General features: G+C 48.6%; 24 protein-coding genes and 1 pseudogene. 18 read left to right on the top strand and 7 right to left on the bottom strand.

All coding sequences use genetic code 11. From position 1 onward, the window contains the following. Positions 1-22 precede the first annotated feature (22 nt). From I8U21_RS05475 to I8U21_RS05485, 3 genes are all read right to left on the bottom strand, one after another. Positions 23-718: a DUF6022 family protein gene (locus I8U21_RS05475; protein WP_181732276.1), complete on the bottom strand. Its 696-nt coding sequence runs from the start codon at positions 716-718 to the stop codon at positions 23-25. A 169-nt stretch (positions 719-887) separates the two neighbouring features. Further along, entirely contained in the window at positions 888-2,225 is a 1,338-nt protein-coding gene (locus I8U21_RS05480) for a (Fe-S)-binding protein (protein ID WP_181732277.1), read from the bottom strand. A 2-nt stretch (positions 2,226-2,227) separates the two neighbouring features. After that, positions 2,228-3,625: an FAD-binding oxidoreductase gene (locus I8U21_RS05485; RefSeq protein ID WP_181732278.1), complete on the bottom strand. Its 1,398-nt coding sequence runs from the start codon at positions 3,623-3,625 to the stop codon at positions 2,228-2,230. Positions 3,626-3,951: 326 nt separating this feature from the next. On the opposite strand from I8U21_RS05485, the gene I8U21_RS05490 reads away from it, so the two are divergent. Both I8U21_RS05490 and I8U21_RS05495 read left to right on the top strand, forming a co-directional pair. Beyond that, positions 3,952-5,868 (top strand): OPT family oligopeptide transporter, encoded by a 1,917-nt coding sequence (locus tag I8U21_RS05490; protein ID WP_370527027.1) that lies wholly within the window; start codon positions 3,952-3,954, stop codon positions 5,866-5,868. After that, a complete protein-coding gene (locus I8U21_RS05495; protein ID WP_181732280.1) occupies positions 5,865-6,236 on the top strand; it encodes a PqqD family protein in 372 nt (123 codons plus the stop codon). The genes I8U21_RS05490 and I8U21_RS05495 overlap by 4 nt, the downstream gene beginning before the upstream one ends. 36 nt (positions 6,237-6,272) lie before the next feature. Here the strand turns inward: I8U21_RS05495 and I8U21_RS05500 are convergent, their stop codons facing one another. After that, complete coding sequence (locus I8U21_RS05500; RefSeq protein WP_181732281.1) at positions 6,273-6,632, bottom strand: DUF3899 domain-containing protein; 360 nt, start codon at positions 6,630-6,632, stop codon at positions 6,273-6,275. 188 nt (positions 6,633-6,820) lie between these two features. On the opposite strand from I8U21_RS05500, the gene I8U21_RS05505 reads away from it, so the two are divergent. The 6 genes from I8U21_RS05505 (at position 6,821) to I8U21_RS05530 (ending at position 14,476) form a co-directional block, all read left to right on the top strand. After that, positions 6,821-8,470 carry a peptide ABC transporter substrate-binding protein gene (locus I8U21_RS05505; protein WP_198053449.1) on the top strand — a complete coding sequence of 550 codons (1,650 nt, stop codon included), beginning with the start codon at positions 6,821-6,823 and terminating at the stop codon, positions 8,468-8,470. Positions 8,471-8,852: 382 nt separating this feature from the next. Further along, complete coding sequence (locus tag I8U21_RS05510) at positions 8,853-10,481, top strand: peptide ABC transporter substrate-binding protein (protein WP_232337523.1); 1,629 nt, start codon at positions 8,853-8,855, stop codon at positions 10,479-10,481. 91 nt (positions 10,482-10,572) lie between these two features. Next, positions 10,573-11,502 (top strand): ABC transporter permease, encoded by a 930-nt coding sequence (locus I8U21_RS05515; RefSeq protein WP_181732283.1) that lies wholly within the window; start codon positions 10,573-10,575, stop codon positions 11,500-11,502. Positions 11,503-11,509: 7 nt separating this feature from the next. Beyond that, positions 11,510-12,442 carry an ABC transporter permease gene (locus tag I8U21_RS05520; protein WP_181732284.1) on the top strand — a complete coding sequence of 311 codons (933 nt, stop codon included), beginning with the start codon at positions 11,510-11,512 and terminating at the stop codon, positions 12,440-12,442. Positions 12,443-12,456: 14 nt separating this feature from the next. Next, positions 12,457-13,482 (top strand): ABC transporter ATP-binding protein, encoded by a 1,026-nt coding sequence (locus tag I8U21_RS05525; RefSeq protein ID WP_181732285.1) that lies wholly within the window; start codon positions 12,457-12,459, stop codon positions 13,480-13,482. Then, a complete protein-coding gene (locus I8U21_RS05530; protein WP_309544796.1) occupies positions 13,475-14,476 on the top strand; it encodes an ABC transporter ATP-binding protein in 1,002 nt (333 codons plus the stop codon). Before I8U21_RS05525 ends, I8U21_RS05530 begins: the two co-directional genes overlap by 8 nt. Before the next feature lie 52 nt (positions 14,477-14,528). Here I8U21_RS05530 and I8U21_RS05535 read toward each other — a convergent pair whose 3' ends face one another. Next, positions 14,529-15,800 (bottom strand): Nramp family divalent metal transporter, encoded by a 1,272-nt coding sequence (locus I8U21_RS05535; protein ID WP_198053450.1) that lies wholly within the window; start codon positions 15,798-15,800, stop codon positions 14,529-14,531. Positions 15,801-15,900: 100 nt separating this feature from the next. Then, positions 15,901-16,128, bottom strand: coding sequence for a NifU family protein (locus I8U21_RS05540; protein ID WP_181732635.1), 228 nt, complete (start codon positions 16,126-16,128; stop codon positions 15,901-15,903). Positions 16,129-16,319: 191 nt separating this feature from the next. On the opposite strand from I8U21_RS05540, the gene cysK reads away from it, so the two are divergent. The 10 genes and pseudogenes from cysK to I8U21_RS05590 all read left to right on the top strand — a co-directional run bounded on the left by cysK (position 16,320) and on the right by I8U21_RS05590 (position 25,816). After that, on the top strand, positions 16,320-17,246 hold the full coding sequence (gene cysK / locus I8U21_RS05545; protein WP_198053451.1) for a cysteine synthase A: 927 nt from the start codon (positions 16,320-16,322) through the stop codon (positions 17,244-17,246). Positions 17,247-17,249: 3 nt separating this feature from the next. Next, positions 17,250-18,383: a bifunctional cystathionine gamma-lyase/homocysteine desulfhydrase gene (locus I8U21_RS05550; protein ID WP_198053452.1), complete on the top strand. Its 1,134-nt coding sequence runs from the start codon at positions 17,250-17,252 to the stop codon at positions 18,381-18,383. A 26-nt stretch (positions 18,384-18,409) separates the two neighbouring features. Further along, entirely contained in the window at positions 18,410-18,718 is a 309-nt protein-coding gene (locus tag I8U21_RS05555) for a YuzD family protein (RefSeq protein WP_198053453.1), read from the top strand. Positions 18,719-18,987: 269 nt separating this feature from the next. Continuing rightward, a pseudogene (gene pgsB / locus I8U21_RS05560) lies at positions 18,988-20,154 on the top strand (poly-gamma-glutamate synthase PgsB); the annotation flags it as partial. 114 nt (positions 20,155-20,268) lie between these two features. Continuing rightward, entirely contained in the window at positions 20,269-20,745 is a 477-nt protein-coding gene (gene pgsC / locus I8U21_RS05565) for a poly-gamma-glutamate biosynthesis protein PgsC (RefSeq protein WP_181732640.1), read from the top strand. A gap of 96 nt (positions 20,746-20,841) precedes the next feature. Continuing rightward, positions 20,842-22,008, top strand: coding sequence for a CapA family protein (locus I8U21_RS05570; protein WP_198053455.1), 1,167 nt, complete (start codon positions 20,842-20,844; stop codon positions 22,006-22,008). Between the two features lie 67 nt (positions 22,009-22,075). Next, positions 22,076-23,248 carry a CapA family protein gene (locus I8U21_RS05575; protein ID WP_181732642.1) on the top strand — a complete coding sequence of 391 codons (1,173 nt, stop codon included), beginning with the start codon at positions 22,076-22,078 and terminating at the stop codon, positions 23,246-23,248. Continuing rightward, complete coding sequence (gene ggt / locus I8U21_RS05580) at positions 23,238-24,878, top strand: gamma-glutamyltransferase (protein WP_198053456.1); 1,641 nt, start codon at positions 23,238-23,240, stop codon at positions 24,876-24,878. Before I8U21_RS05575 ends, ggt begins: the two co-directional genes overlap by 11 nt. A gap of 24 nt (positions 24,879-24,902) precedes the next feature. Continuing rightward, on the top strand, positions 24,903-25,472 hold the full coding sequence (locus I8U21_RS05585) for a hypothetical protein (RefSeq protein ID WP_181732644.1): 570 nt from the start codon (positions 24,903-24,905) through the stop codon (positions 25,470-25,472). Positions 25,473-25,576: 104 nt separating this feature from the next. After that, positions 25,577-25,816, top strand: a complete 240-nt coding sequence (locus I8U21_RS05590) for a DUF1450 domain-containing protein (RefSeq protein ID WP_037997390.1) — start codon at positions 25,577-25,579, stop codon at positions 25,814-25,816. Between the two features lie 35 nt (positions 25,817-25,851). Here I8U21_RS05590 and mqnE read toward each other — a convergent pair whose 3' ends face one another. Next, the gene (gene mqnE, locus I8U21_RS05595; RefSeq protein WP_181732646.1) at positions 25,852-26,952 is read right to left on the bottom strand and encodes an aminofutalosine synthase MqnE; all 1,101 of its coding nucleotides are present in this window, start codon (positions 26,950-26,952) and stop codon (positions 25,852-25,854) included. Between the last annotated feature and the right edge of the window lie 7 nt (positions 26,953-26,959).

Below are 26,959 nucleotides of genomic sequence, written 5' to 3' on the forward strand. Positions count from 1 at the left end.
AATGATGACCCGTTTTGACCAGTCAGCCATTCTTTTGAACCGGACGTTTGAAGAAAGCGACCAAACGATTTCCGTGGGGAACAACAGACACCAGTTCCCAGCCGTTTCTTCCCCAGGCGGCGAGGGCATGGTCCAGATAGGATACCTCCACTTCCCCGCGCCCGGCATTCAGGTAATCGCCGAGGCCGGTTTCCACACTGTATTCCCAGCCGTCGGTTCTTTGCTCTTGCCAGACCCCGCGGTATTTTTGGTTCAGGCGGATCGAAGCGTTGCTGATGGCATTCAGGATCGCTTCTCTTTCTGTTACCTCCAGACTGAACACATCCGGAGCGTGTGGAACGTTAAACCGGACATGGGAGTGGAACACGCGGAGGACCAAGGTTCCCAATGGGGTTCCGGTTTGATCCTTCACCACACACCACATGCATCTTTCCCGCTCTTCCGGCGGACCCCAGTGTTCGATGGAGTTGGGGAGGATAAAGCCCGGTTTGGTGACAAAGCCGGCTTCCGAGAGTTCATGAAACACGGGGATTAACACTTTGCCCAAATACACTCCGTACACCGGTTCCCCGATTTCATAAAATTTCCGGTTCAGCTCTTCGCGATGTTCCTTCAAAATCACTTCCCATTGTTCTTGGATCACGTGCTGAAAATATTTTGCGATCCCCTGGATGGTGATCGTTTGCTCCGGTTTGAAAAATTCGTTCCATGACTTCATTTGGATCATCCTTTCCGCGTACAAGAAAAGAACAACCGGGCTTTTTACCCCCGGTGATCCTTCCGTTCAAATCTCCCAACGATTATCGTGCGGCAATAAAATCGTTTAAGAGGTGTTTTTACCTGATCGAATACTTTCATTCAAATCATAGAATTTTATTCGCAAGCGATCAAGATGGATGTTCTTGCTTCTTCGCGCCGGGTTCCAGGGTGGAGGCCAGAAAGTCAACGAGGTGCATGACTTTGATTTGATTTTGCAATCCGGCTCTTTTCACTCCCAATGCCATTTGCAGAAAACATCCCGGATTGCTGGTGATCAACAGATCCGCCTGCGTGTTTTCAACATGATTCATTTTTTCGTCCAACAAACGGTTGGCCATTTCCGGTTGCAATAAATTGTAGATGCCGGCAGACCCGCAACACCGGTTGGCTTCTTTCAATTCGACAAACGTGGTGTTTTTGACTTGCTTTAACAACGTTCTCGGCGCAAAGACCCGCATGCCGTTGATTAAATGGCAGGAATCCTGATAAGTGATCCGTTGGTGCCGGTCGGAGGAGAAGGAGATGGAGCCGGACTCCGCTTGTTCCAGAATCAGTTCGCTGACATCTTTCACTTTGCGTTGGAATTCGAGGGCTTTTTCGCGCCACTTGGGTTCTTTGAAAAGCTCTGCATACTCGGCAAGCATGGCCCCGCATCCGCCTGCATTGGAGCAGATGAAATCCACCTTCGCATCTGCAAAAGCCCGGATATTTTGTTTGGCCAGCCGGACGGCTTGCTCCCGGTCCCCGGCATGGGCATGCAAAGCGCCGCAACAATTTTGGCCGCCGGGAACAACGACTTCATAACCCGCCGATGTCAACAACCGGATGGTGTTACGATGGGTCCTGTTGAAGAGGACATCCATGACGCAACCTTGAAACAGACCGACCCGCCCGGCTTTTTTACCGGAAGATGGGTACACCCGGATCCCGGGGGAAACTTCGGGGGATTCCACGTCCGGCAGGATCTGTTCCATTTCCCGGACCGGCTCCGGCAACAGGCGGTAAAGAGGCACCTTGTGGATCCATTGGGACATTCCGGACCGCTGATACAGACGGAGCAGGGAACCCAATGCTTTTAAGCGGCGGGGATGCGAAATCACTTCCCGCAATAAAATGTGTTGCAGGATGCGGATTTTTTTGCCGGCCGGCCGTTCCATACGGATGGCCGCGCGCGTGTGTTCCAACAGTTGCCCGTAGGGGACCCCGGCGGGGCAGGCCGGTTCGCAGGCACGGCAACCCAGACAAAGGTCGATTTGGTTGATGAAGTTTTGGTCCGGCTTGATTTGACCGTCATAAACCGCTTTCATCAATGCGATTCTTCCCCGGGGAGAAGCGCCTTCAAAACCGGTTTCCCGGTAAGTGGGGCAAGCCGGGAGGCAAAAGCCGCAACGCATGCATTGGGTCAGTTGGTCTTCATCCAACGTGTTTTGCAACTGTTTGGCAAGCGAATCGTTCCATTTGTCCATGATCATTCCTCCTCGGATGGCCGCAAAATTTTCCCCGGATTCAGGAGATGGTGAGGATCAAATGCCTCTTTGATGCGTTTTAACAGCTCCATGCCTGCTTTTCCCCACTGTTTTTCCATGTAAGGGGCTTTGGCCAGTCCGACCCCGTGCTCCCCGGTGATGGTGCCCCCCAGTTTCAAAGCCGTTTCAAAAATTTCGTCAAATGCTTTATGGACCCGCCGGATTTCTTCTTTGTTGCGGGCATCCGTCATGCATGTCGGGTGCAGGTTGCCGTCTCCTGCATGGCCGAACGTACAAATGCGTATATTGTATTTTTTCGATATCTCGCTAATTTTGCGAACCATCTCCGGAATCGAAGCGCGCGGAACGGTGGCATCCTCCAAAATGGTGGTGGGGGTGGACCGGGCCAGGGCGGAAAGGGCCGTCCGGCGTGCTTCCAACAGCGATCCCCTTTCTTTTTGTGTACGGGCGATGTCGATCTTGGTGGCTTGAAGCCGGCGGCAGATCTCAGCCATTTGCTCCAGATCCCGTTCCACCACTTCCTGCGGGCCGTCCTGCTCCAGAATCAGCATGGCTTTTTGATCCGTCGGCAGCCCGATGTTTGTGAAAGCTTCCACCACTTCCATTGTCCCTTGATCCATAAATTCCAACGTGCATGGAATGATCCGGGAGGAAATGATGTCGGAAACGGCTTCCGCAGCCAAATCCAGCTCCGGGAAATAAGCGACCATGGTTTGTTGGAAAACCGGTTGGGGAAGGAGTTTCAACGTTGCCTCGGTGATAATGGCAAGAGTTCCTTCGGAGCCGACCAAAAGTTTGGTGACATCATAGCCGGAAACATCTTTGGCCAATTTTCCTCCCGTCCGGATGACTTCCCCGTTGGCGAGTACGGCTTCAAGGCCGAGCACGTAATCTTTGGTGGTCCCGTATTTTAATCCTCTCAATCCGCCGGCACCCTGGGCAATGTTTCCGCCAATGGTGGAAATGGACATGCTTCCGGGATCCGGCGGATAAAAAAGCGAGTGGGCTGAAACGGCTTCATGCAAATCCCGGGTGATCACGCCGGGCTGCACCGTGGCCGTTAAGTTTCGGGTGTCGATTTCCAGGATACGGTTCATTCGGTTGAAAACCATGACAATGCCGCCATTTACCGGTACGGCGGAAGCGCTGAGATTCGTTCCGGAACCGCGGGAAATGACGGGGATTCGGTATCGGTTTGCCACTTTCATGACGGCTTGGACTTCTTCTGTGCTTTTCGGATAAACAACGGCATGGGGGAAGGCTTGAAACAGCGGAGTGGCGTCATAGGAATGGGTGAGACGGGCCTCTTGATCCGTCCGGCAGTATGGTTGCCCCACAATTTGTTCAAGTTCACGGATGATTTGAGGATCCAATGACATCTTTTCACTTCCCATCCAAACTAAATGAAAAGGCTTTAACAGAAGATTTATCTTTATGCTATCACAATCTTTGTTTTGCTGGTATCCGCCTTCATTGCCGGGATAATATAAAATATTTAATAAATTTAATTTTTTCAAAAAATAACAAAGTGGATAAATGCCATTGTTTTCAGAGTGGATAGGAGTGGGCGGACGATGGGCAGTTGATGTAACAGTGATAATTTTCTTTTTTAATAAAAAACGTTTAATAAATTTCGGTTTCCATGTTATGATGAACTAGGTCATGCCATTTTACTTAAATTGTCAAATGATATACATCAAAGGCGGTGAAAAAAGTGTCAAAAAACAAACAAAAGTTTGTCCCTTATATTCCAGCATCCAAGTCATTGCCGGAATTAACGGTTGTGGCAATGATTCTCGGAATTTTGCTGGCCATTGTTTTTGGCGCGGCCAACGCTTATTTGGGGCTGAAAATTGGATTGACGGTTTCCGCTTCCATTCCTGCGGCTGTGATTTCAATGGCCATCTTGCGCGGATTGTTCCGCAGAAAATCCATATTGGAAAACAATATTGTGCAAACGATGACCACGGCCGGGGAAGCAGTGGCGGCCGGTGCGATTTTTACCCTGCCGGCTCTTTACTTGTGGGATTTGAGTCCAAGCCATGTCATGATTGCTTTTATCGTTGTGACCGGTGGGATGCTTGGCGTTTTGATGATGGTTCCTTTGCGCCGTTTGTTGATCGTCAACGAGCATGAAGTGCTGCCGTATCCGGAAGGAACCGCATGTGCAGAGGTTTTGAAATCGGGCGAAACCGGCGGAACCAATGCCAAACTGATTTTGTCCGGGTTTATTGTCGGCGGCTTGTTCAAAGCGTTGGGAGACGGTTTGCGGTGGTTTAAAACTTCAGTGGAAGCACAAATCATCGGTTATAAAAATGCTGTGCTCAGCATGAGCACCATGCCTGCCTTGCTCGGGGTGGGATACATCATTGGTCCGCGCATCGCGGGACAAATGATTGCCGGAGGGCTTCTGGCTTCCGTTGTTTTCATTCCGATGATCTCCTTTTTTACCCAAGGGAGTCCTGCGGTCTTTTTCCCGTCGGAAGATCCCGTGGGAAAAATGGATGCTTCTGCGATCTATTCCAGTTACATCACATACATCGGGGCCGGTGCGGTGGCCATGGGCGGTTTGATCACGTTGGTGAAGACGTTGCCCATGTTGTACACTTCCGTGCGCGATACGCTGCAAGGTTTGTTGAAGCATGACCGCAATGCGGCCTTGCAAATCGAAAGAACCGACAAGGATCTGCCGATGCATTATATTTTGGGCGGTTCGATTTTGTTGATATTGATCATTGCCTTTGTGCCGGTAACGGAAGTCGGCATCGTCGGTGCGATTTGCATCACTTTGTTTGGGTTCTTGTTTGTGGCGGTTGCTTCCCGGATTGTCGGGATTGTCGGAAGTTCATCCATGCCTGTGTCCGGCATGACCATTGCCACCTTGCTGATCACCACCTTGATTTTTAAGGCGATCGGCCTGACCGGTCAAACGGGAATGATTGTTTCTCTGACCACCGCTGCCATCGTTTGTGTGGCTATTGCCGTTGCGGGGGATATTTCCCAAGACTTAAAAACCGGTTATCTGGTGGGAGCGACTCCGTGGAAACAACAAATCGCCATGATGATCGGGGTGCTGGCCAGCGGTTTGTTGATCGGATACGTTTTGTACCTCTTTGATCAGGCTTATGAAATCGGAAGCGAAGCCTTGCCGGCTCCCAAACCCATGTTAATGAAGATCATCGTGGAGGGCCTGATGCAAGGAAACTTGCCGTGGGAACTCATCATGATGGGGGCGGCAATGGCGATTACGATTGAATTTTTGGGAATCAATTCCTTGACGGTGGCCGTCGGATTTTATCTGCCGATTTCCATCAGTGCGCCGATCATGGTCGGAGGCATTGTCCGCTGGCTTACGACCCGGTTCAGCAAAAGCGAAGCTGAAAAGCAAGGCCGGGAAGAAGCAGGAACGCTCTTTGCTTCCGGTTTGATTGCCGGGGAAGCGCTGCTCAGCGTTGTCGTTGCCTTGCTCATTGTGCCGGGCATCATTGATCCGGAAGCTCCGTTTAAAGTGGATAGCCAGCTCTTGCCATTGGTGCTCTTCCTTGCATTGGTCGCCTTGTTGGGATTTGTTGCAGTGAAATTTGCCAACAAAAATGCGAAAGGATCTTCTTCTTCCAAATGATGAAGAAGAAAAAAGAAAATCTGCTGGAATTAATCCCGTGTTTAAAGCCGCATCTTTCCCTGCAACCGGCAAGGGAAGATGAGGAGCTGGTTTGTGTGGTGATCCCCCGGACCAGCTGGATCGAACGCTTTTCCATCCGTTTTTTGAAACAGCCGGAAACCATCAAGGTGAAACTGGATGAGTTGGGAAGCTTTGTGATCCGGCTGTGTGACGGGCGCCATACCGTGGATGAAATTCAGAAAAAGCTGGAGGCGGCATTCGGGGAAAAGGCTGAACCGGTATTGCCCAGATTGGCGACGTTTTTGCAAATGGTGGAAGAAAACGGATGGATCCGGTGGGAAAAATCCGGCGAAAAAAAAGGCTGTTGATGTTCAACAGCCTTTTTTATTTGGGATTGGAAATGATTATTGAAAAAAGAGGAAAAGAAGCGATGCCAAAATGAGGATGATTCCAACGTTCAGACAAACGAATTGCAGGTTTTTGTAAAAAGCCCTCCGCTCCTCTTTGGCCAAGGGGGAATCATCTTCGTCTTCATCGTCCCGCTTCTGTCCGGGGAGTTTGTTAAATTTTTTAAAAGTGCGCAAAAAGACGGAAAAGAAACCGCCTTGGACGACAAAAATGCCGGCGGCAAGGATCAAAAAGAACAATCCGGTCAAAAAGGATTGATCGATAAAGGCAAGCACGTTTCCTTTGGAAATGAAGCCGAGAAACAAAAACAGGACCAGCGTGATGAAAATGACGGACCAAACACGTTTCTTTCGCATCATCATGGCGTTCCTCCGTTTAAGGTCTGACATGGAAATATGGTTTATTTTGGACAATATCCATATAGTCTTTTCTAAAGCTAGCAATTCATTTATAATGTTACAAGTTAACCTGGTCCAGATCACGATCTGAAGGGGAATTGTCAGAAAAGAAAGTATCCAAGGTTCGACTGCAGGGAGGGGGAGTCATGCTCAAGACAGGGAAAGTATTGTTGGCAATCGCAGCCTCTTTCAGTTTAGTATTGAGCGGGTGCGGTTTTCAAGCAAACAGTGGTTCCAATACGAAATTGAGTGACAAGCAGGTGCTGAGGATTGCCGAAGAAGGCGGCATCACGACACTGGACACGGTCAAGGCCAATGATGCGATCACGTTTAATGTCCTGAATAATGTGAATGAGGGCTTGATGCGATTGGGAAGGGAAAAGCAACCGGAATACGGGATTGCGTATGAATATGAAATCAGCCCGGACAAAACCAAGTATACCTTCAAACTGCGGGAAGACGCCAAATGGAGTGACGGCGAACCCGTGACGGCGCGCGATTTCGAGTATGCATGGAAACGGGTGCTCAATCCTCAAAGCGATTCCGGGTATGCCTATGTCTTTTTCCCGATTAAAAATGCCAAACAGTATAACCAGGGGCAAGTGGATGCGTCGGCTGTCGGAATCAAGGCGGTGGATGATCACACCTTGGAAGTGCAATTGGAAAAGCCGACGTTGAACTTTATTCAACGTACGACCATGATCGCCTTCATGCCGCAACGAAAAGATGTGGTTGAAAAGTTTGGGGATAAATACGGTACATCCGCGGAAGAAACCATTTATAACGGACCATTTAAAGTCGTCAGTTGGACACCGCAAAAAGTGTTGTTGGAGAAAAACGAAAATTACTGGGATAAAAACGGGGTGAAATTGGAAACCGTTGAAATTAACGTGGTGAAGGATTTGGCAACGGGAATCAATCTGTACAACTCCGGGCAAATTGACACCGCCACACTGAACCAGGCGTTTGTGGATGCCTTTAAAAATACAGAAGAATACGTGGAAGCGGAAAGAGCAAGAAACTATTATATTCTGTTCAATCATGACGATCCTTTTTTTAAAAATGAAAAAATCAGGAAGGCAATCAATCTGGCGATCGACCGGGGAACCATTGCCAATGATATCATGAAAGGCGGATCCAAACCGGCGGATGCTTTGATTCCTTCATCGATCAGCGGGGTGGGCGGCAAAAACTTCCGTGAACTTTCAGGATCCTACGTCAAAACCGATGTTGCCCGTGCCCAAGCCTTGTTTCAGGAAGGTTTAAGGGAGTTGGGAATGTCCGAACCGCCCAAGGATATCGTGATGGTCAGTTATGACGCAACCCCGCTGAGGGATGTGGCGATCAACATCAAAGAGCAATTGCGGAAAAAGCTGAATTTGGAGATCAAGCTGGATTCCCCGACTTGGAAAACCCATGTCAACAAAGTGAAAAACGGAAACTTTGACATGGCCATGCTGGGTTGGGTGGCCGATTACAATGATCCGTTCAATTTCTTTGAAATTTGGGAGTCGGACAATGAAATGAACTTCTCCCATTACAAAAACCCCAAATTTGACCAGTTGATGGATCAGGCAAGGCAAACTTCCGACCCGAAAGCGCAGTTTGAGTTGTTAAAACAGGCCGAAGCGGTCCTCTCCGGAGTGGATGATCAGGGGAGTGCCGGTTTTGTGCCATTGATTTACTACTCTAAAGCGTTTGTGCAAAAGTCTTATGTCAAAGACTTGTACCGCCATCCGTTTGGTCCGGAATACAGTTTGAAATGGGCATATATTGTGGAGAAAAAAGAAGAATGATGAAAAGCTCAAGCCTCTTTTGACAAGGGCTTGAGCTTTTTTGTGCAGCTTGTTTTCAAAAGCGAAAAAAGGATATTTCTTTATTGTAGACTTTTATTTAATATAACAAAAGATAAACCCCTTTACAAATCATTGAAATATGAGTTAAATATAAATAACGCCTAAAATTTGATAAAATTAGAATAAAAAATTGTTAGAAATTTGAGTTGACTTCTCGTTCGATTTTCTTGGTGAACCGCTCATCTTGCCTTAAAATAACAGATGAATTATTTATTTTCAGATTATTGGGCGGGAGGGAACCACCAATCTTTTTCCATTCAGGGTTTATGACCATTTTTTGGTCTAAACTATATACCTTATTTTAAAAAAGGGGGCAGACGTTTTGAGGCGGAGAATCAAATTATTTTCCATGCTGTCATTGGTTTTGGCTTCAGCGATGGTGTTGACGGCTTGTTTTGGCGGGGGGACCGAGACCAAAAACAGTCAGGTGTTGAACTTGGTTGAAAGACAAGAACCGCCAAACTTGGACAGTGCCAAATCGACGGATGTGGTGTCTTTCATGATTTTGGGAAACACCATGGAAGGGCTTTATCGTTTGGATAAAGACAGCAAACCGGTTCTCGGGATGGCAGCCAAGGAGCCGGAAGTGAGCGAGGACAATTTAAAATGGACTTTTACATTGCGTGATGCCAAATGGAGTGATGGAAAGCCGGTGACGGCCCATGACTTCGAATATGCATGGAAGCGGGCGCTGGATCCCAAAACGGCATCCGAATATGCCTATTTCCTCTATCCCTTGAAAGGAGCTGAAGCTTACAATACCGGAAAAGGATCAGCTGACGATGTGGGAGTAAAGGCTTTGGATGACAAAACGTTGGAAGTGGTTTTGGAGCGTCCGATTCCCTACTTTAAAGACATCTTGTGTTTTGCGACTTTCTTGCCGCAGCGTCAGGATATTGTTGAAAAGTTCGGAAATAAATATGCTTTGGAAGCCGATGCGTTGGTTTACAACGGACCGTTCGTTCTTTCCGATTGGAAACACAACCAAAGCTTCCAAATGAAAAAGAACCCCGAGTATTGGGACAGCGGGGTTGTCAAATTGGAAGAAATCAACTGGCAGATTGTAAAGGATAATGCGACACAAGTCAACCTTTATAACACGGGAAAATTGGATTTTACGTACCTGTCTTCGGAATTTATAGACGCTTTTAAAAACGATCCCAACACTTTTAACATTGACGATGGTTCCAGCTGGTATCTGGAAATGAACCAAACCAAAGATTTCTTTAAAAATGAAAAAATCAGAAAAGCGATCAGTTTGGCAATTGACCGCAAAACATTAGTGGAGAATATATCCAAAACCGGATCGGTTCCATCCGGTGCTCTGGTTCCGCCGTTTATCAAAGCCAGCGGTGTGGATGACAACAAAAAATACCGTGATTTGGTGAAAATGGACCCGCAGCATGATCCGAACAAAGCCAAACAGTTATGGCAAGAAGGATTGAAAGAGTTGGGATTGTCCCAAGCACCGTCCATCGAATTGGTTGGAGATGATGTAACGACGGCCAAGCAAGAAATGCAATTTATTCAAGAACAATTGCGTGTCAATTTGGGAGCGAATGTACAAATCACCTCGGTGCCGTTTAAAGAGCGTCTGGAAAGAGGGAAAAACCAACGGTTTGATTTGTTATATTCCGGATGGGGACCCGATTACAACGACCCGATGACTTTCCTCGACCTCTTTACCAGCGACAACTCCTTTAACCGCGGGAAGTACAACAATCCGGAATACGATCAGTTGATTAAAAAGGCAAAAGAAAACGGAAACTTCAAACAACGTTTTGAAGAAATGCAAAAAGCCGAAGAATTGCTGATTAGCGAACAAGCCATTGTTCCGCTTTATTATCGCACGCAAAAAGCTGTGAAAAAACCATTTATTAAGGACTGGTACTGGAGCCCGATTGGTCCGGAATACACTTTGAAATGGGCATCGGTGGATACCGGAAAATAAGATCCGAGTTTTGCCGGGAGAAGGTATATGTCACCTGTTTGACATATACCTTCATCCATGCTGAATCAAGAAGGAAAGGAAGTGAAGCGGTATGCTGCGATATATTCTGAGCCGGTTGGGTTATATGGTGCTTACGCTTTGGATTATTGTCACGGCTACTTTCTTTTTGATGCACTCTTTGCCGGGAACTCCGTTGAAAAATGAAGAAAAATTGCCTCCATTGATCCGGGATCAAATCATGGAAACCTATGGCCTGAAGGATCCGCTCCCGGTGCAGTATGTAAACTTTATGAAGCGTTTGGTGCAGGGGGATTTTGGTCAGTCCTTATCGTATGACGGCCGCTCCGTGACTGAAATGTTGTTGGAAGGATTTGAAGCGTCTGCTTTTATCGGGGCGCAGGCACTGGTTTTCGGAGTTTTGGTCGGACTGTTACTCGGAGTGGGTGCGGCGCTCCGGCGCGGAGGTTGGTTGGATAATGTGGCCACAGTGATTGCCGTCGGGGGAATATCAATCCCAAGCTTCGTTCTGGCGGCTCTTTTATCCTATTGGGTTGGCGTGAAATGGCAAATACTTCCGGCGGGGTTGTGGGGAACTTATGAGCATACCATTTTGCCGTCATTGGCTCTTTCTTTCACCGTCATTGCACAGATTTCCCGTTATGTGAGGACCGAAATGGTGGAAGTGATGGATCAGGATTATATGAAAACGGCCAAAGCCAAAGGATTGGGAAGACAGGCCATCGTTTTCCGCCATGCTTTGCGTAATGCGCTCATTCCTGCGATTACCGTGTTGGGACCTTTGGCGGTGAATATTATTACCGGTTCGTTGATTGTGGAAACCATCTTTGCCGTACCCGGAATCGGGGAATTCTTCGTTCAGTCGATCCAGGTCAATGATTATACCTTGATTATGGGGGTTACCATTTTTTACTCCATTTTGATTCTTGCCACCATCTTTCTTGTCGATATCTTATACGGAGTTATCGATCCCCGGATTCGACTAACGGGTGCAAAGGAGTGAATCAGCGATGAGTGAGAAAACAATCAACGAGATCACACCGGAAATGTTTGAGCCGATTGGAGCCGATGAATCAGGCGGGGAGCAGCTCACCCGGGAGCGGGTCGGTTTTTGGAAAGATGCGGCACGCCGTTTTCGTTCCAACTGGGGAGCGATGATCGGCCTTGTCATTATTTTGGTTATTGGATTTTTCGCTTTTGCCGGTCCCATGATGAATGATTATGATTACCGGACACAGGATTACTCTGCTCAAAACAAGGAGCCGTTTGCCGACCATTATTTCGGAACCGACAATTTTGGCCGTGACTTGTGGCAACGGACATGGTACGGGGCCCAGGTTTCCTTGCAAATCGCTTTTTTGGCTGCTTTGTTTGATCTTTGCATCGGTGTGACCGTCGGAAGTGTTTCCGGATATTTCGGCGGCCGGGTGGACATGATCTTGCAGCGGGTGGTGGAGATTTTATATTCCATTCCCAACCTGATCATCATTATTTTGATGCTTCTGATCTTTGAACCGGGGATTATCCCCATTGCGTTGGCGTTGTCAGTCACGGGATGGGTGCCGATGGCCAGGGTGGTTCGTGCACAGATCCTGAAACTGAAATCCCAGGAATACGTGTTGGCGGCCCGTACGTTGGGGGCCGGACACCGGCGCATTTTGCTCAAACATTTGATCCCCAATGTGATGGGGCCGATTATTATTGCGGTGACGTTTGCCATTCCTTCAGCCATTTTCTTTGAAGCATTTTTGAGCTTTATCGGCCTGGGGATCCGTCCGCCGCTGGCAAGCCTTGGATCACTTGTAAATGACGGCGCCAGATATTTGCAGATTTTTCCGTATCAAGTGTTTTATCCGGCAACGATTCTCTGTTTGATCATGCTCGCGTTCAACCTTTTGGGAGACGGCTTGAGGGATGCACTTGATCCAAGAATGCGCAAATAAAGGGGGGAATCAGTATGGAGAAATTACTCGATGTGAAAGACTTGCATGTTTCATTTAAAACGTATAACGGCGAAGTGAAAGCGGTAAGAGGTGTGAGCTTTCACGTCAACAAAGGGGAAACCGTGGCTGTTGTGGGAGAATCGGGATGCGGGAAAAGCGTGACCTCGCAAACCATTATGCGCTTGATTCCCCAACCCCCGGGCATCATCAAAGAAGGAGAAATCCTTTTTGAAGGAAAAGATTTGACAAAACTCAGCGACAAAGAGATGGAAAAGGTTCGCGGGGCCGAAATCGCCATGATTTTCCAGGATCCCATGACTTCTCTCAACCCGACCATGACGGTGGGACGGCAAATCACGGAAGGGTTGATGAAACACCAGAATCTGAGTGCGTCGGAAGCCAGAGAAAAAGCGGTGGAAATGTTGAGATTGGTCGGAATTCCCAGCCCGGAATCCCGGATCAAGCAGTATCCCCACCAATTTTCCGGAGGCATGCGGCAACGGGCCATGATTGCGATTGCCCTGGCTTGTCAGCCCAAACTGCTGATTGCGGATGAACCGACAACGGCTTTGGACGTAACCATTCAGGCGCAAATCATTGAGTTGATGAAAGAATTGCAACGGAAAACAGGAAGCTCCATTATTTTGATCACCCACGATCTCGGGGTGGTGGCCGACATTGCCGACCGGGTCGTGGTGATGTATGCGGGACAAGTGGTGGAATCCGGCACTTTGGAAGAAGTGTTTTATCACCCCCGCCATCCGTACACCTGGGGGTTGATGGATTCCATGCCACGGCTGGACTTGTCGCATGAGCAGGAATTGCTTCCGATTCCGGGCTCCCCTCCCGATTTGATTTCCCCTCCGAAAGGGTGCCCGTTTGCAGACCGTTGCAAGCATGCGATGAAGGTTTGCAAGGAATATATGCCGGAAGTTACCGAGGTGTCATCCACGCATCAGGTGACTTGCTGGCTGGAACATCCCATGGCTCCGAAGCCAAATGTCCAGAAAGGACCGATTGGAGGGGAGAAAAGTGAGTAAGCAGGAAAATAAAAATCAAGGGATACGGCCGGAAAAAGATGTGATTTTGTCGGTGAAGGGATTGAAAAAACATTTCCGGCTCAGTAATGGTCAAGTGGTCAAAGCGGTGGACGGGGTTACTTTTGACGTTTACCGGGGAGAAACCCTCGGGTTGGTCGGTGAGTCCGGTTGCGGAAAGTCCACCATTGGCCGCACCTTGATCCGGCTGTACCATGCGACGGAAGGTTCGGTTACGTTTAACGGGGACGATGTGTATCAATTAAAAGGAAAGAAACTGAAAGAATTTAACCGGAAAATGCAGATGATTTTCCAGGATCCGTATGCTTCGCTCAATCCACGCATGACGGTCATGGATATCATTGCGGAAGGGATCGACATCCACGGGCTGGCTCAAGGGGAAGAACGGAAAAAACGGGTTTTGGACCTGTTGAAAGTGGTCGGGCTCAATGAAGAGCATGCCAACCGTTTCCCGCACGAGTTCAGCGGGGGGCAACGGCAGCGGATCGGAATTGCCCGGGCCTTGGCAGTCAATCCCGAGTTTATCATCGCCGATGAACCGATTTCGGCGTTGGACGTTTCCATTCAGGCACAAGTCGTCAACTTGATGCGAAAACTCCAAAAAGAAAAAGGGCTGACTTATCTGTTTATTGCCCATGATTTGTCGATGGTGAAATATATTTCGGATCGTGTGGGCGTGATGTATCTGGGAAGCATGGTGGAGCTTGCAGACAGTGAGGAACTGTATGACAAACCGTTGCACCCGTATACGGAAGCGCTGCTCTCTGCCGTTCCCATTCCGGATCCGGATGTTTCCAAAAAACGGGAACGCATTATTTTGGAAGGAGACGTCCCCAGTCCCATTGATCCTCCCAGCGGCTGCCGGTTCCGGACCCGGTGCCCGAAAGCGATGGACATCTGTGCCAAGGCCGTTCCGGAATGGAAAGAAGCCGAGCCCAAACACTGGGTGGCTTGCCATTTGTATAATGAACAATAAAGAAAACCCGGTTTCATACCGGGTTTTCTTTTCACAATGATTTTAAGGATGGTCAGACCATATCCATGATTTCGTTGACCGCAAGGATGGCAAACAAGACCAGGCTGATGATCAGAACGGCATTGGCCCACCAACGGTTCCGGTAGGCCGGATCCAATTTTTTGGAATTTAACAAAATCAACAAAGTGACGGAGATAAAAGGCATGAACAAGGAGCCGAGAACTCCGTACAAAATCACAAGGCCGACCGGTTTTTCCAAAAACAAGAGCAACATCGGAGGGAATGTCATCCACAAGAGAAAGCCGCGGTAGAAAGGGTCCCGCACAGAAACAGGAGCGGGTTCCTTTGTTCCGGGGACTTCTTTTTTGAAATGGCGAACCAAGTCGGCGAAAAGATAGGGAACGCCGTTAAACACCCCTAAGACCGATGTAAATGACGCAGACCAAAAACCAAGCAGGAACAACCAATAGACCGGGGTGCCAAATTCTTTGCCCAAAAGGACGGCAAGGTGGATCAATCCTTCTTCGTTTTGCAATTCGATGCCCGATCCGTATAAAAATTCAGCTCCCACGATCAAAAGCGAAAGGGTGAAGATGGCGGTCAGCGTGTAAGCGACACAGGTATCCAGGCGCATGACCGGGATCCAGGGAGGACCCGACCAGTTTTTTTCCCGCACCCAATAGCCATAGGAAGCGATGGTGATGGATCCGCCAACGCCGCCGATCAATCCCAAGGCATACGTGATGGAGCCGTTTGGCGTACGGGGGATGAGTCCCATGGCGATTTGATCCAGCTGGGGAAGAACGATGACAGCGGTCCCGACGACGGTGATGAACATAATACCGGTCAGCAGGGACATCACTTTTTCAAAAAACTGATATCTTCCGATCCATGCGAATAGTAAGCAAATAATGGCGTGCAGGATGGCCCAGCTTTTCAACGGGATCTGTGGAAAAATGGCGGTGGCGGCCAGCGCGGCGGAGGAAGATCCGGCGGCTCCGTATATGAATCCCCATATCACGATATAAATTCCAAAGTAGATCAATGCCCAGCGTCCCAGAGATTTCCATCCCTGCAAAATGGTTTGCCCGGAGGCAAGCTGGAAGCGGCCTACTCCTTCATTCAGGAAATACTTGATGATGGCCCCGGCAATAATGGCCCAGACAAAAACCATTCCAAACTTGGTTCCGGCCACTAGGGCGGCGACCAGGTCCCCGGCTCCCACACCGGTGGCGGCGGCAACCAGCCCGGGTCCGATCAGTAAAAAACGTTCTTTTAGTGTTTTGGGAGGCGTTTTGGTTTGTACGGGGGATCCCTCCTTCATCACAATTGTATTTATACAATAAATAAGTTTCTTTTTTTGTTTTCGAGATGAATATAAAAAATCCCTCTTTACAAAAAGTAAGAGGGATTTAAGAAAGAGCTTATAATACCTGCTCGACTTCGCGAACTTCCGGTACTTCTTCCATCAACGCCCGTTCAATTCCGGCTTTCAGTGTAATGGTGGAACTGGGGCAGCTTCCGCAGGCACCGAGCAAACGTACGCGCACGATTCCGTCTTCGACTTCGACCAATTCCACGTCTCCACCGTCACGCTGAATGAAAGGGCGCAATTTGCCCAATACTTCATTAACGCGTTCTTCTACTGACACAACCATAACCCCTTTCCAAATAGGAGTAACAAACCACGCAGATATCTCAATATCAAATTTATTGTAGGGGGTTTTTCAGGCAAAATCAATGTTTAATTCACGGAAACCGGCGGGGAAAAACGAGTCTTTTTTCCAAATCAGAAAATTGATATGATGGATATGTCTCAGTTTCATTTCAAAGGAGTATGTATATGAAGAAGCGTTATGAGGACGTAAAGGAATTGATTGGTCAAACCCCGATGTTACGTCTGAAACGGATGGGAACTCCGAAGAATATAAAGCTGTATGCGAAGTTGGAGTTTTTTAATCCCGGCGGCAGCGTGAAAGACCGCTTGGGAGTGGCGTTGATTCGAGAAGGGGAAAGAACGGGGAAACTGAAACCGGGCGGGACGATTATCGAGCCGACAGCCGGGAACACGGGCATTGGCATTGCTTTGGCCGCTGTGGGGACGGACTATCGGGTGATTTTTGTCGTTCCGGAAAAGTTTTCAGTGGAAAAACAAGAATTGATGCGCGCGTTGGGAGCCGAGGTGATCAATACGCCGACCGAGCTCGGGATGAAAGGGGCCATGGAAAAAGCGAAAGAATTGGAACAATCCATTCCCGGCGCCTATTGCCCTCAACAATTTGTCAACCCGGCCAATCCAAGGGCGCATTATGAAAGCACCGGCCCTGAAATCTGGGAACAGATGGACGGCCAAATTGACGTGTTTGTGGCCGGGGCAGGTTCAGCCGGAACGTTTATGGGGACGGCCCGCTACCTGAAAGAGAAAAATCCGGCGATCAAAACGGTGATCGTGGAACCGGAAGGGTCCATCATCGGGGGCGGAAAGCCGGGCCCGCACAAGACAGAAGGAATCGGCATGGAAATGTTCCCGGATTACTTTGACCGGTCTTTGATCGATGAAGTGTATACTGTAAAGGACGAAGATGCCTTCCGGCTCGTCAAAGAACTGGCGACCAAGGAAGGGTTGCTGGTGGGAAGTTCTTCCGGGGCCGCTTGTCATGCCGCTTTGGAAGAAGCCAAAAAATGCTCCAAAGATGCACGGATCGTGGTTATTTTTCCTGACAGCAGCGAACGTTATCTCAGCACAAAAATTTACCAAGGTGGGGTGTAAACGATGAAAACGGATACAAAACTGATTCACGGAGGCGTTTTTGGCGATGCCCAAACCGGAGCCGTCAGCGTTCCGATTTACCAAGTGTCAACCTATAAACAAAAACGGGTGGGTGAACATTCGGGTTATGAATATTCCCGGACGGGAAACCCGACCCGGGCGGCTTTGGAACAACTGATTGCAGAATTGGAAAATGGTGCGGCCGGGTTGGCTTTCAGCTCGGGAATGGCAGCCATTTCGACCGTCCTTTCTTATTTCAATCAAGGAGACCATTTGGTGATCGGGGATGATGTTTACGGCGGGACGTACCGGGTGGTTACCAAGGTGTTTAACCGCATGGGGTTGAAAGCCACGTTTGCGGACACCAGTGATCCCAAGCAAATTGAAGCGGCCATTCTTCCCGAAACGCGGGCCATTTATATGGAAACACCGAGTAATCCGCTCTTAAAAGTATCTGATATTCGGGCGATCGCACAGTTGGCCAAAGAAAAAGGGTTGTTGTTGATTGTGGATAACACGTTTTTGACTCCTTACTGGCAAAACCCGCTGGATCTTGGGGCTGATATTGTTCTTCACAGTGCCACCAAATATCTCGGGGGACACAGTGACGTGGTCGCCGGGCTGGTTGTCACCAAAGAAAAATCCCTCGGGGAGGAACTCCACTTTTTGCAAAACTCGATCGGCGGCATTCTCGGACCGCAAGATTCCTGGCTTTTGATAAGAGGAATGAAGACGCTGGGATTGAGAATGCGCCAACATGAACAAAATGCCCGGCGGATTGCCGAGTGGTTGAATGAGCATGAGCAAGTGGAGAAAGTGTATTATCCGGGATTGGAAAGCCATCCGGGGCATGAAGTGGCATCCGTGCAAGCCAAAGGTTATGGCGGGATCATCTCATTTGATGTGGGCAGTGCGGAAAAAGCGGATCAATTGTTGGAGAACACCCGCTTCTTCACCCTTGCGGAAAGCTTGGGAGCGGTGGAAAGCCTGATTTCTGTCCCGGCCCGCATGACCCATGCATCGATTCCTGCCGAACGCAGGGCGGAACTCGGAATCACGGACGGATTGGTCCGCATTTCCGTTGGTGTGGAGGATGTGGAAGACTTGATCATGGATTTGGATCAGGCGCTTCGGTAATTGAAAAGAGAAGCGGAGGGAAGCCGGTGAATCAGGTCGTTGTATACGTCTATGGTGCGGAAGAAATTTGTGCCAGTTGCGTCAACCTGCCTTCTTCCAAGGAGACCGCAACCTGGTTGGAAGCGGCCCTCGGGCGAAAGTATCCCGGGCAAGTGACGGTAAAATATGTGGATATTTTCCATCCGCAGACAGAAAAAGAAAAATCATTCAGCAAACGGGTTATTGAAGAAGATTTATGGTATCCCGTCGTCGTCATTGATGATGAAGTGGTTGCGGAAGGAAATCCGAAACTGAAAAAAATCTGTGAAGTGATCGACCGCTTGATTGCTGTGTAGAGGCTTCTGCACAGCATTTTTTTGTTTGTTTGCGGGGATCAAGGTTTTCATCAGTAACTCAAAAAGGTTTAATATTTTTGTGCTATTTTTGCTACGAGTTCCGGCGGGTTCGTGATATCTTATAATGTGTCTGCTATTTGCCGTTACAGTAAAATCTTATTAATTGTCATTAATAGTATAATATAAACAGATAAAAAATGGATGTTCCGGATGGGTGATGAAGTGGCCATCACCGCTTGGATTACGGAGGAACCGAGGAGTTGATGGGTATGTGGTTGATCCCCCTGTCGCTTGGGGCGCTTTTTGGCCTGGGGGTCTGGGAAAAGAGAAAACACCAAAAAAATATTAATTCCATTCCATTAAGGATCAATGTGAACGGCATTCGCGGGAAATCCACGGTGACCAGACTGATTACCGGCGTCATGATTGAAGCCGGATATCGCGCGGTCGGGAAAACCACGGGAACGGCCGCCAAGATGATCTATTGGAATAAAAAGGAAGAAAAGCCGATTCGCAGACGTCTGGAAGGGCCCAATATCCGGGAACAAAAAGTGGTTGTGGAAGAAGTGGCCAAGCTCGGGGCCAATTGTCTGGTCAGCGAATGCATGGCCGTGAATCCGGATTATCAGATTGTCTTTCAGGAAGAAATGTTGCAAGCCAATGTCGGCGTGATTGTCAATGTTTTGGAAGACCATATGGATGTGATGGGGCCGACGTTGGAAGAGGTGGCGGATGCTTTTACGGCGACGATTCCGTACAAAGGATATCTGATTGTATCCGAAGGGCCTTTTGTTCCCTTTTTCAAAAAGGTGGCCCGTCGCCGCCGCACGCGTGTTTATGTTGCAGATACTTCCAAGATCTCGGAAAAGTTTTTGCGCCAGTTCGATTACATGGTGTTTCCGGAGAATGCCGCATTGGCATTGGCTGTTGCCGAAGCGTTGGGCATTGACCAGGAAACGGCTTTCCGGGGTATGCTGAAGGCAAATCCCGATCCGGGAGCCATGCGGATCCTTCCGCTGAGTGCGGATGAACATCCTGCTTATTTTGTCAACGGATTTGCAGCCAATGATGCTTCATCCACCCTGAATATTTGGGAACGTGTCGGGATGCTGGGATATCCGGTCAAAGATCCCGTGGTCATTATGAATTGCCGTCCGGACCGGGTGGATCGGACTGAACAATTCGCAAGGGATGTTTTGCCGCATATGTCCATCGATACGCTTGTCGTCATCGGACAAACGACACAGCCGATCGTGGAAGCCTGCCAAAAAGGCCTGATCCGGTGCCGGGAATTGCTGGATTTGGAAAATCAGCCGTTGGAACAAATTATTCAAGCCATTCAAGGCAAATTACATAACCGGTTGGTTTACGGCGTCGGTAACATTCACGGGGCTGCGGAGCCTTTGTGTGAATGGTTTGAACAGATGAACCAAAAAGCCAAAAAGCAGTTTACCGCCCGGCTGGAGTCTGAATCGAATCAACCCGAAGATGAACAAAAAGCGGTACAAAACAAGAAAATGGCACATATTGTCAGCTAGGAGGAAAGTTCGTTGTTTGGATCAGACTTATACGTATCGTTAATTATCGGAGTGGTCCTCAGCCTGTTGTATGCGGAAAAAGTGGGGGTTATGCCTGCAGGACTGATTGTTCCCGGATATATGGGATTGGTTTTTGATCAGCCTGTTTTTATTTGTGTGATTTTGTTAATTAGTTTTTTAACATTTATAATTGTGACAAAAGTCGTCGGGCGCTTTACCATTTTATACGGGCGGAGAAAGTTTGCCGCCATGTTGTCCGTCGGAGTTGCCCTGAAGCTGATTTTTGACTATTTCGCCCCCATGACCTTTCCTTATTTGCCTTTTGAAATGCAGGAATTCCGGGGGATCGGTGTCATTGTTCCCGGGCTGATTGCCAACACCATTCAAAAACAGGGCGTGATTCCGACCGTCGGAAGTACGTTGTTGTTAAGCGGGGCGACTTTCGTCATCATGTTTTTATACGAATTTGTGTTGCTGAAGTTTTTCTAAACATCAAAGAGAAGCCAAACCATGCGGGGGTGGAGAAAGAGACAGGCTCTAACCCCGAACTTTATTTTTTATGCAAGGTGTAAGGATGGATTCTACATGTTAACTTGGAAACAAAAATTTCAACGCTATATCAAAAGGCAAAAGAAAAAAACGATGCAGCACGCGCTGATTGCTCTGGGCATCACCGCTTTTTTCATCGTCCTCAGCCAGGTTTTGGATTCGCCGCCAAAAGTGGAGGAACAAGATGATCATAGCCTTTTGACCATCAGCATGGCCGGGGACATGTTGTTTGGGCGGTATGTCGATGACGTGGTGGTCCCCGATCAGGGATATCACTCGTTGTTTCAGTATGTGCGGCCTTATCTCAAGAAATCGGATTATATTACCGGAAATTTTGATCAGCCCGTCATCGAAGACGAAGATTACCCCAAAGCGGACAAACGGGTGCATATTTCCACCAAACCGGAAATTGCCAAAGTGTTGAAAGAAGAAGGCTTCACGACTGTCAACCTGGCCAACAACCACATCAAGGATTACGGGAAACAAGGCTTGTTGGATACCGTTCGGGTGTTTCAAAACCAAAAGGTGAACACGGTCGGAGCCGGCTACAATATCCAAGATGCTTCCACCGTTTCCTATCAGATGGTCCGGGGCATCAAAATTGCCACCCTTGGATTTTCCGATATCCTTCCTAAAGATTTTCGTGCTTTGTCCGACCGGTCCGGTGTGGCCCCGGCGGATCCGGACGTGTTTTTTTATGATGTGGCCAAAGCCAAAAAAAATGCCGATCTGGTGATTGTCCATATGCATTGGGGTGAAGAGTATGACAGCACCTTCCACCCGAGGCAGCAGGATTTGGGACGGTCGTTGATCGATGCCGGAGCCGATATCGTGATCGGTCACCATCCCCATGTGTTGGAACCGGTGGAAGTTTACAAACACGGGGTCATCTTTTACAGCCTTGGGAACTTTATTTCGGATCAGGGGTGGTCCCGGACCCGGGAAAGTGTTTTGGCTCAGTATAAAGTGATGAACGGAAAGGTGAATTTGGTGATTCGCCCGCTTGTCATCCGGGATGGAACCCCGAGGCCGCTGACCGGGTTCGGTTCTTTTTACCGTCGGGAGAGGATTTTTATGCAAATCACCGATGAACCGATTTTTTCAGAAGAATGGAGCCGTTTGTGGAAACGGGAAGGAGAAGCGTTGGTGCGCACCATCGATCTCCCGCCGAAATTAAAAGCTAAATTGGCTCCGTCGAGATAAAGGAAATTTTCTTCCATTTGAAAATGATTTTGGTTAAGATTACATCGTGAAGGGACGAATGGAGGAAATGTTGACTTATCGGCAGAGGTTCCAACGATATCTGAAACGCGAGAAAAAAAAGGCCGTGTTCCATTCGTACATTGCTTTGTTCCTCATTATTGTGTTGATGACGGGATGGACGGTCTTGGATCGCGTGAAAGCCGTATCCGTTCGGGAGGATCCCGACAGCCGGCTGACGGTTACGCTTGTGGGGGACATGATGTTCGGACGGCATATCGAGGATGTGATCGTCAAAAACTACGGCTATGAATATTTATTTCATTATGTTCGTCCTTATTTTCAGTATTCGGATTATGTGACGGGAAACTTTGAGAATCCCATCGTAAACCGGCGGGGTTATCCCAAGGCGGACAAATTTATTCATCTGAGCACAAAACCCGAAGCGGCCAAAGCATTGAAAAAAGTAGGTTTTTCCACCGTCAATCTGGCTAACAACCATATGAAGGATTATGGGAAACAAGGGTTGTTGGATACGTTGAAAGCTTTTCGGGATGCCGGAGTGGAGACCGTCGGGGCCGGCAGTCATTTGGACGAAGCCGTTGAAGTGGTGTATCAAACCGTCAACGGGATAAAAATTGCCACCTTGGGCTTTTCCGATGTGATGCCGGTCGATTTCCGCGCGACACATCAACGCTCCGGAATCGCTCCGGCGGATCCGGATGTTTGGTTTCCGCAAGTGGCCAAAGCCAAACAAAATGCGGATTTGGTGATTGTACATATGCATTGGGGATTGGAATATGACAGCCGCAATCATCCGCGGCAGAGGGATCTGGGGCATGCTTTGATCGATGCCGGAGCGGATCTTGTGGTCGGCCATCATCCCCATGTGTTGGAACCGGTCGAGGTGTATAAAAACGGCGTGATTTTTTACAGCTTGGGCAATTTTGTGTTTGATCAGGGTTGGACCCGTACCCGCGAAAGCGTGCTGGTGCAATACAAGGTGTTAAACAATGATACAGCCCGGTTGGAAATTTATCCGTTAATGATCCGGGAAGGGCAACCGCGTCCGCTTTTGGGATGGAGTCAGGTGTACCGGCGTGAGCGGGTGTTTATGCAAATGACACAAGAAAGGATTTATTCGAATCTGTGGAATCGCACATGGAAACGGGAAAACAACATTCTTGTCCGAACGGTTCCGCTTCCGCCCGGGCTGAAAGGAGGGAAAAAGGTTGAACAATAAGAAATTTCATGTCATCTTGGCTGTTTTTGTGATTGTCGGTACGATTTTTGCTTATTTTTATAAAAGCAATGAGTATGATTCCAAAGCTTTTGAGCAAACCGTCGACCAAAAGAACAAGCATAAATACGGAGTGGCTGCGGCGCATCCGGAAGCGGTCAAAGTGGGGATGCGCATTTTGGAACAAGGCGGCAATGCGGTGGATGCGGCGATTGCCGTCGGATATGCATTGGGAGTCGTTGAGCCTTACGGATCGGGGCTTGGCGGCGGCGGAACAATGTTGATTGATTTTTACAGCAAGGAGAAAGACCCCGTGGTTATCGATTATCGGGAAACGGCACCATATACCGGGATCATTCCGGATAACGGAGTGGGGGTTCCGGGGTTTGTGAAAGGAATGGAACTCGCTCATCAACGATACGGCAAATTGCCGATGGAGCAGTTGATTCAACCTTCAATAGAGCTGGCGGAACAGGGGTTTGAAGTCACCCCGATTTTAAACAGCCGCTTACAGGCGGCCAAATACCGGTTGCCGGTCAACGATCTGAAGCACATGTTCCCGGACGGGGAACCGATTCAGGCACACCGCTTGCTGGTCCAAAAAGATCTGGCCAATACACTGAAGGCGATTCAAAAGGACGGATCCAAAGCGTTTTATGAAGGCTTGATCGCCAAAGATATCGAGAATAAATCCCAAGGCGTGAAAGTCAGTGATTTACACAAGTATCAGCCATTGGTCAAAGAACCGCTTGTTGTAAAATACGGGAACTATGAAATGATCACCCCTTCTCCGCCAACCGGAGGAATTATGTTGGCCGAGTCGTTGAAAATGGCTGACAAACTCAAGGTGGGCAAAACCCGGGACTTGTCTGCCGATCAAATTCATTTGCTCGGGGAAATTGACAAAAGGGTGAACCATGCGCGGCGCCAAAACGTGGGAGATCCGCAGTTTGCCAAGGTTCCGGTAAAGGAGATGCTGGCGGATCAATATATTCAACAATTAACAAAGGATGTCAACCTCAAACAAATTTCGAGCCAGTATCAAACCGTGGCCGATTCGCTCGCGGATAAAGAGGAGCATGACAATACGACCCACTTTGTGGTTGTCGATAAAGACGGAAACATGGTGACGGCCACCAATACCCTGAGTAACTTTTTCGGATCGGGGATTTACGTGGATGGCTTTTTCTTAAACAACCAGTTAAAAAACTTCAGTCTCATCAAAAGCTCTCCCAATCGTCCCCAATTGGGGAAACGGCCCGTCAGTTATACGGCTCCGACCATTTTTGCCAAAAACGGACGCCCGGTTTTGGGAATCGGAAGTGCAGGGGGAAGCCGGATCACGCCGGTGTTGACACAAGTGGTATTGCGTATTTTGGAATATGATCTGCCGGTCCAGTCGGCCATCAACCGCCCCCGGTTTATCGTGGAGGATAATATCGTTTATGTCGAAAGAGCGTTGCCTGCCAATGTCCAGAAAGAATTGGAACAAAAAGGATATCAGGTGATTGTGAAACCGACGGGCATGTATTACGGGGGAGTGCAAGGCATCCGGGTGAACCGGAGTAAAAACAAGATGGAAGGAGGGTTTGACGGACGACGGGACGGAGCCTTTCGCTTTGGTGCAGACTAATGGAGACGGGTTGGAGGCATGGGTATGAAGCGTTTGTTGCAAATACTTACTCCTTTTTTGATCATTGGAGCCATATTGTTTTTTTTAATGGATTTTCGTCATGTGGAACAGCTGAGTCCTGAAGAAAAACAAGCGATTGAAAAATATCGGGAACAGCTGGTGAAAGGAACCTTGCTGGACAAGCCGGATGAAGGGATTTTCCGACGGGAAGATTTCGATGCGATTGCCAGATCTTTGGACGCACTGCATCAGCATGATCACTATTATGTGTTCGGGCCGGAATGGGGGGCTCCGCTTGATCATCCGGAAAGCGAATTTCAAAACATTGAATCCATCATCAATCAACCCGAATATGTAAACAACGGAAAGTACTTTGCTTTTTTCCAGGCTTTTCGTCAGGATTTGAACCAGGCAAAGAATAACTTGGGAACGAGAGCTTCCCATGACATTTTGGACGACTTGTCCACTTTGGTTTTTACGGATGAAATTGTCGAGGACCGGCAATGGAGCCAATCGGAGACGATCCGGGTCATGAAAGAAACCGGCCTGAAATTAATCAAAGAAGAAAATCAGAATGCACCAAACTCCGGGTGAATCCATGACCCGGAGTGCTTTTTTTTCTGGAAATGGGAAAAATCATGGAATCGTTATATAATAACAACCAAAAGATGAAGTCAATCATGATGGAGTGAATATAAATGATCCCTCTTGTCGAGTTTTGCATCAATAATTTGACGGATGAAGTGCTGGCCGTAAAAAACGAGCTGGAAAAAGACCCGGGGATCGATGTGTTGGAGTATGACTGTTTGGGAAACTGCGGAATCTGTGCGCAAGGTCCCTATGCATTGGTCAACGGGGAAATCGTCACGGCAGACAGCGGAAAAGAACTTCTCAAGAAAATTTATGAGGAGATTGAAGACATGGAAATTCGTTATTAAAAAAAGCATCCGGTTAAAACAACCGGATGCTTTTTTTAGTAAACCGCAATTTCGTTGTAGAACGTGTCCCGTTCGACCGGTGTGCGGTTGGCGCCTTTGATCAGCCAGATCAGTTCGTCTTTGGTCAATGCTTGTTGCGTCAAAGCGCCGGCGGCATGGCTGATTCGTTCCTGAACCAGGGTTCCGTGCAGATCGGAAGAACCAAATTGTGTGGCCAATTGGGCCAGCTGTGTTCCAATATTAATAAAATACGCCTTGATATGCGGGAAATTATCCAGCATCAGCCGGCTGATGGCAATGGTTTTCAGATCGTCCATCGCCGAAGTGCGGCGTTTGATGGAAGCATTGACGCTTTTGGGTTGCACCGCCAGGGGAATAAATACCAAAAAGCCGTTTGTTTCGTCTTGCAATTCACGCAGGCGGATCATGTGAATCAACCGTTCTTCCTTGGTTTCAATCGATCCGTACAGCATGGTGCTGTGTGTTTTCATTCCCAGCTTGTGCGCGGTGCGGTGGACGTTCAACCAGTCGTCGGTGCTTGCTTTGTCAGGGCTCATTTTTAAGCGGTAACGCTCGGTCAGGATTTCCGCACCGCCGCCGGTCAGGGAGCTGACACCGGCGTCCATCAGTTCTTTCAAGACCGTTTCGACCGAACGCCCGGACAAGCGGGAGAAAAATTCCACTTCGGCCGCCGTGTAAGCTTTAATGGTCACATGCGGATAGTGTTTTTTCAAGATGGCCACCGTTTCAAGATAATAGTCAAACGGCACCGTGTGGTTATGTCCGCCGACAATGTGGAATTCCCGGATTCCTTCCGTGTACCGCTCGCCGACATGTTCCAGCAATTCCTCGGGCGACATGGTGTAAGCCCCTTCTTCCCCGGGATCCCGCCGGAAAGCGCAGAATGCACATCTGGCTTCACAAACGTTTGTCGGGTTTAAGTACATATTTTGGATAAAGTAAACACGATCCCCGTTCTTTCTCCTGTTTACTTCATTGGCCAATTGACCGATGGTGAGCAGGTCCGGCGATTCGTATAAGGTGAGCCCGTCTTCCAATGTAAGGCGTTCCCCGTGTTTCACCTTCTCCACAATCGTATCCAAATTGCGGTCTGAAACCGTGGTGGTTAACGACATGGAGGGT

Origin of the sequence: Thermoactinomyces sp. CICC 23799, assembly GCF_016055145.1 — a bacterium.
GTDB lineage: Bacteria > Bacillota > Bacilli > Thermoactinomycetales > Thermoactinomycetaceae > Thermoactinomyces > Thermoactinomyces intermedius.

Coding starts and splice junctions, on each gene's coding strand:
- I8U21_RS05475 (WP_181732276.1), bottom strand. CDS start 718: ATGAAGTCATGGAACGAATTTTTCAAACCGGAGCAAACGATCACCATC.
- I8U21_RS05480 (WP_181732277.1), bottom strand. CDS start 2,225: ATGGACAAATGGAACGATTCGCTTGCCAAACAGTTGCAAAACACGTTG.
- I8U21_RS05485 (WP_181732278.1), bottom strand. CDS start 3,625: ATGTCATTGGATCCTCAAATCATCCGTGAACTTGAACAAATTGTGGGG.
- I8U21_RS05495 (WP_181732280.1), top strand. CDS start 5,865: ATGATGAAGAAGAAAAAAGAAAATCTGCTGGAATTAATCCCGTGTTTA.
- I8U21_RS05500 (WP_181732281.1), bottom strand. CDS start 6,632: ATGCGAAAGAAACGTGTTTGGTCCGTCATTTTCATCACGCTGGTCCTG.
- I8U21_RS05505 (WP_198053449.1), top strand. CDS start 6,821: ATGCTCAAGACAGGGAAAGTATTGTTGGCAATCGCAGCCTCTTTCAGT.
- I8U21_RS05515 (WP_181732283.1), top strand. CDS start 10,573: ATGCTGCGATATATTCTGAGCCGGTTGGGTTATATGGTGCTTACGCTT.
- I8U21_RS05520 (WP_181732284.1), top strand. CDS start 11,510: ATGAGTGAGAAAACAATCAACGAGATCACACCGGAAATGTTTGAGCCG.
- I8U21_RS05525 (WP_181732285.1), top strand. CDS start 12,457: ATGGAGAAATTACTCGATGTGAAAGACTTGCATGTTTCATTTAAAACG.
- I8U21_RS05535 (WP_198053450.1), bottom strand. CDS start 15,800: ATGAAGGAGGGATCCCCCGTACAAACCAAAACGCCTCCCAAAACACTA.
- cysK (WP_198053451.1), top strand. CDS start 16,320: ATGAAGAAGCGTTATGAGGACGTAAAGGAATTGATTGGTCAAACCCCG.
- I8U21_RS05550 (WP_198053452.1), top strand. CDS start 17,250: ATGAAAACGGATACAAAACTGATTCACGGAGGCGTTTTTGGCGATGCC.
- I8U21_RS05570 (WP_198053455.1), top strand. CDS start 20,842: ATGTTAACTTGGAAACAAAAATTTCAACGCTATATCAAAAGGCAAAAG.
- I8U21_RS05575 (WP_181732642.1), top strand. CDS start 22,076: ATGTTGACTTATCGGCAGAGGTTCCAACGATATCTGAAACGCGAGAAA.
- I8U21_RS05585 (WP_181732644.1), top strand. CDS start 24,903: ATGAAGCGTTTGTTGCAAATACTTACTCCTTTTTTGATCATTGGAGCC.
- I8U21_RS05590 (WP_037997390.1), top strand. CDS start 25,577: ATGATCCCTCTTGTCGAGTTTTGCATCAATAATTTGACGGATGAAGTG.
- mqnE (WP_181732646.1), bottom strand. CDS start 26,952: ATGTCGTTAACCACCACGGTTTCAGACCGCAATTTGGATACGATTGTG.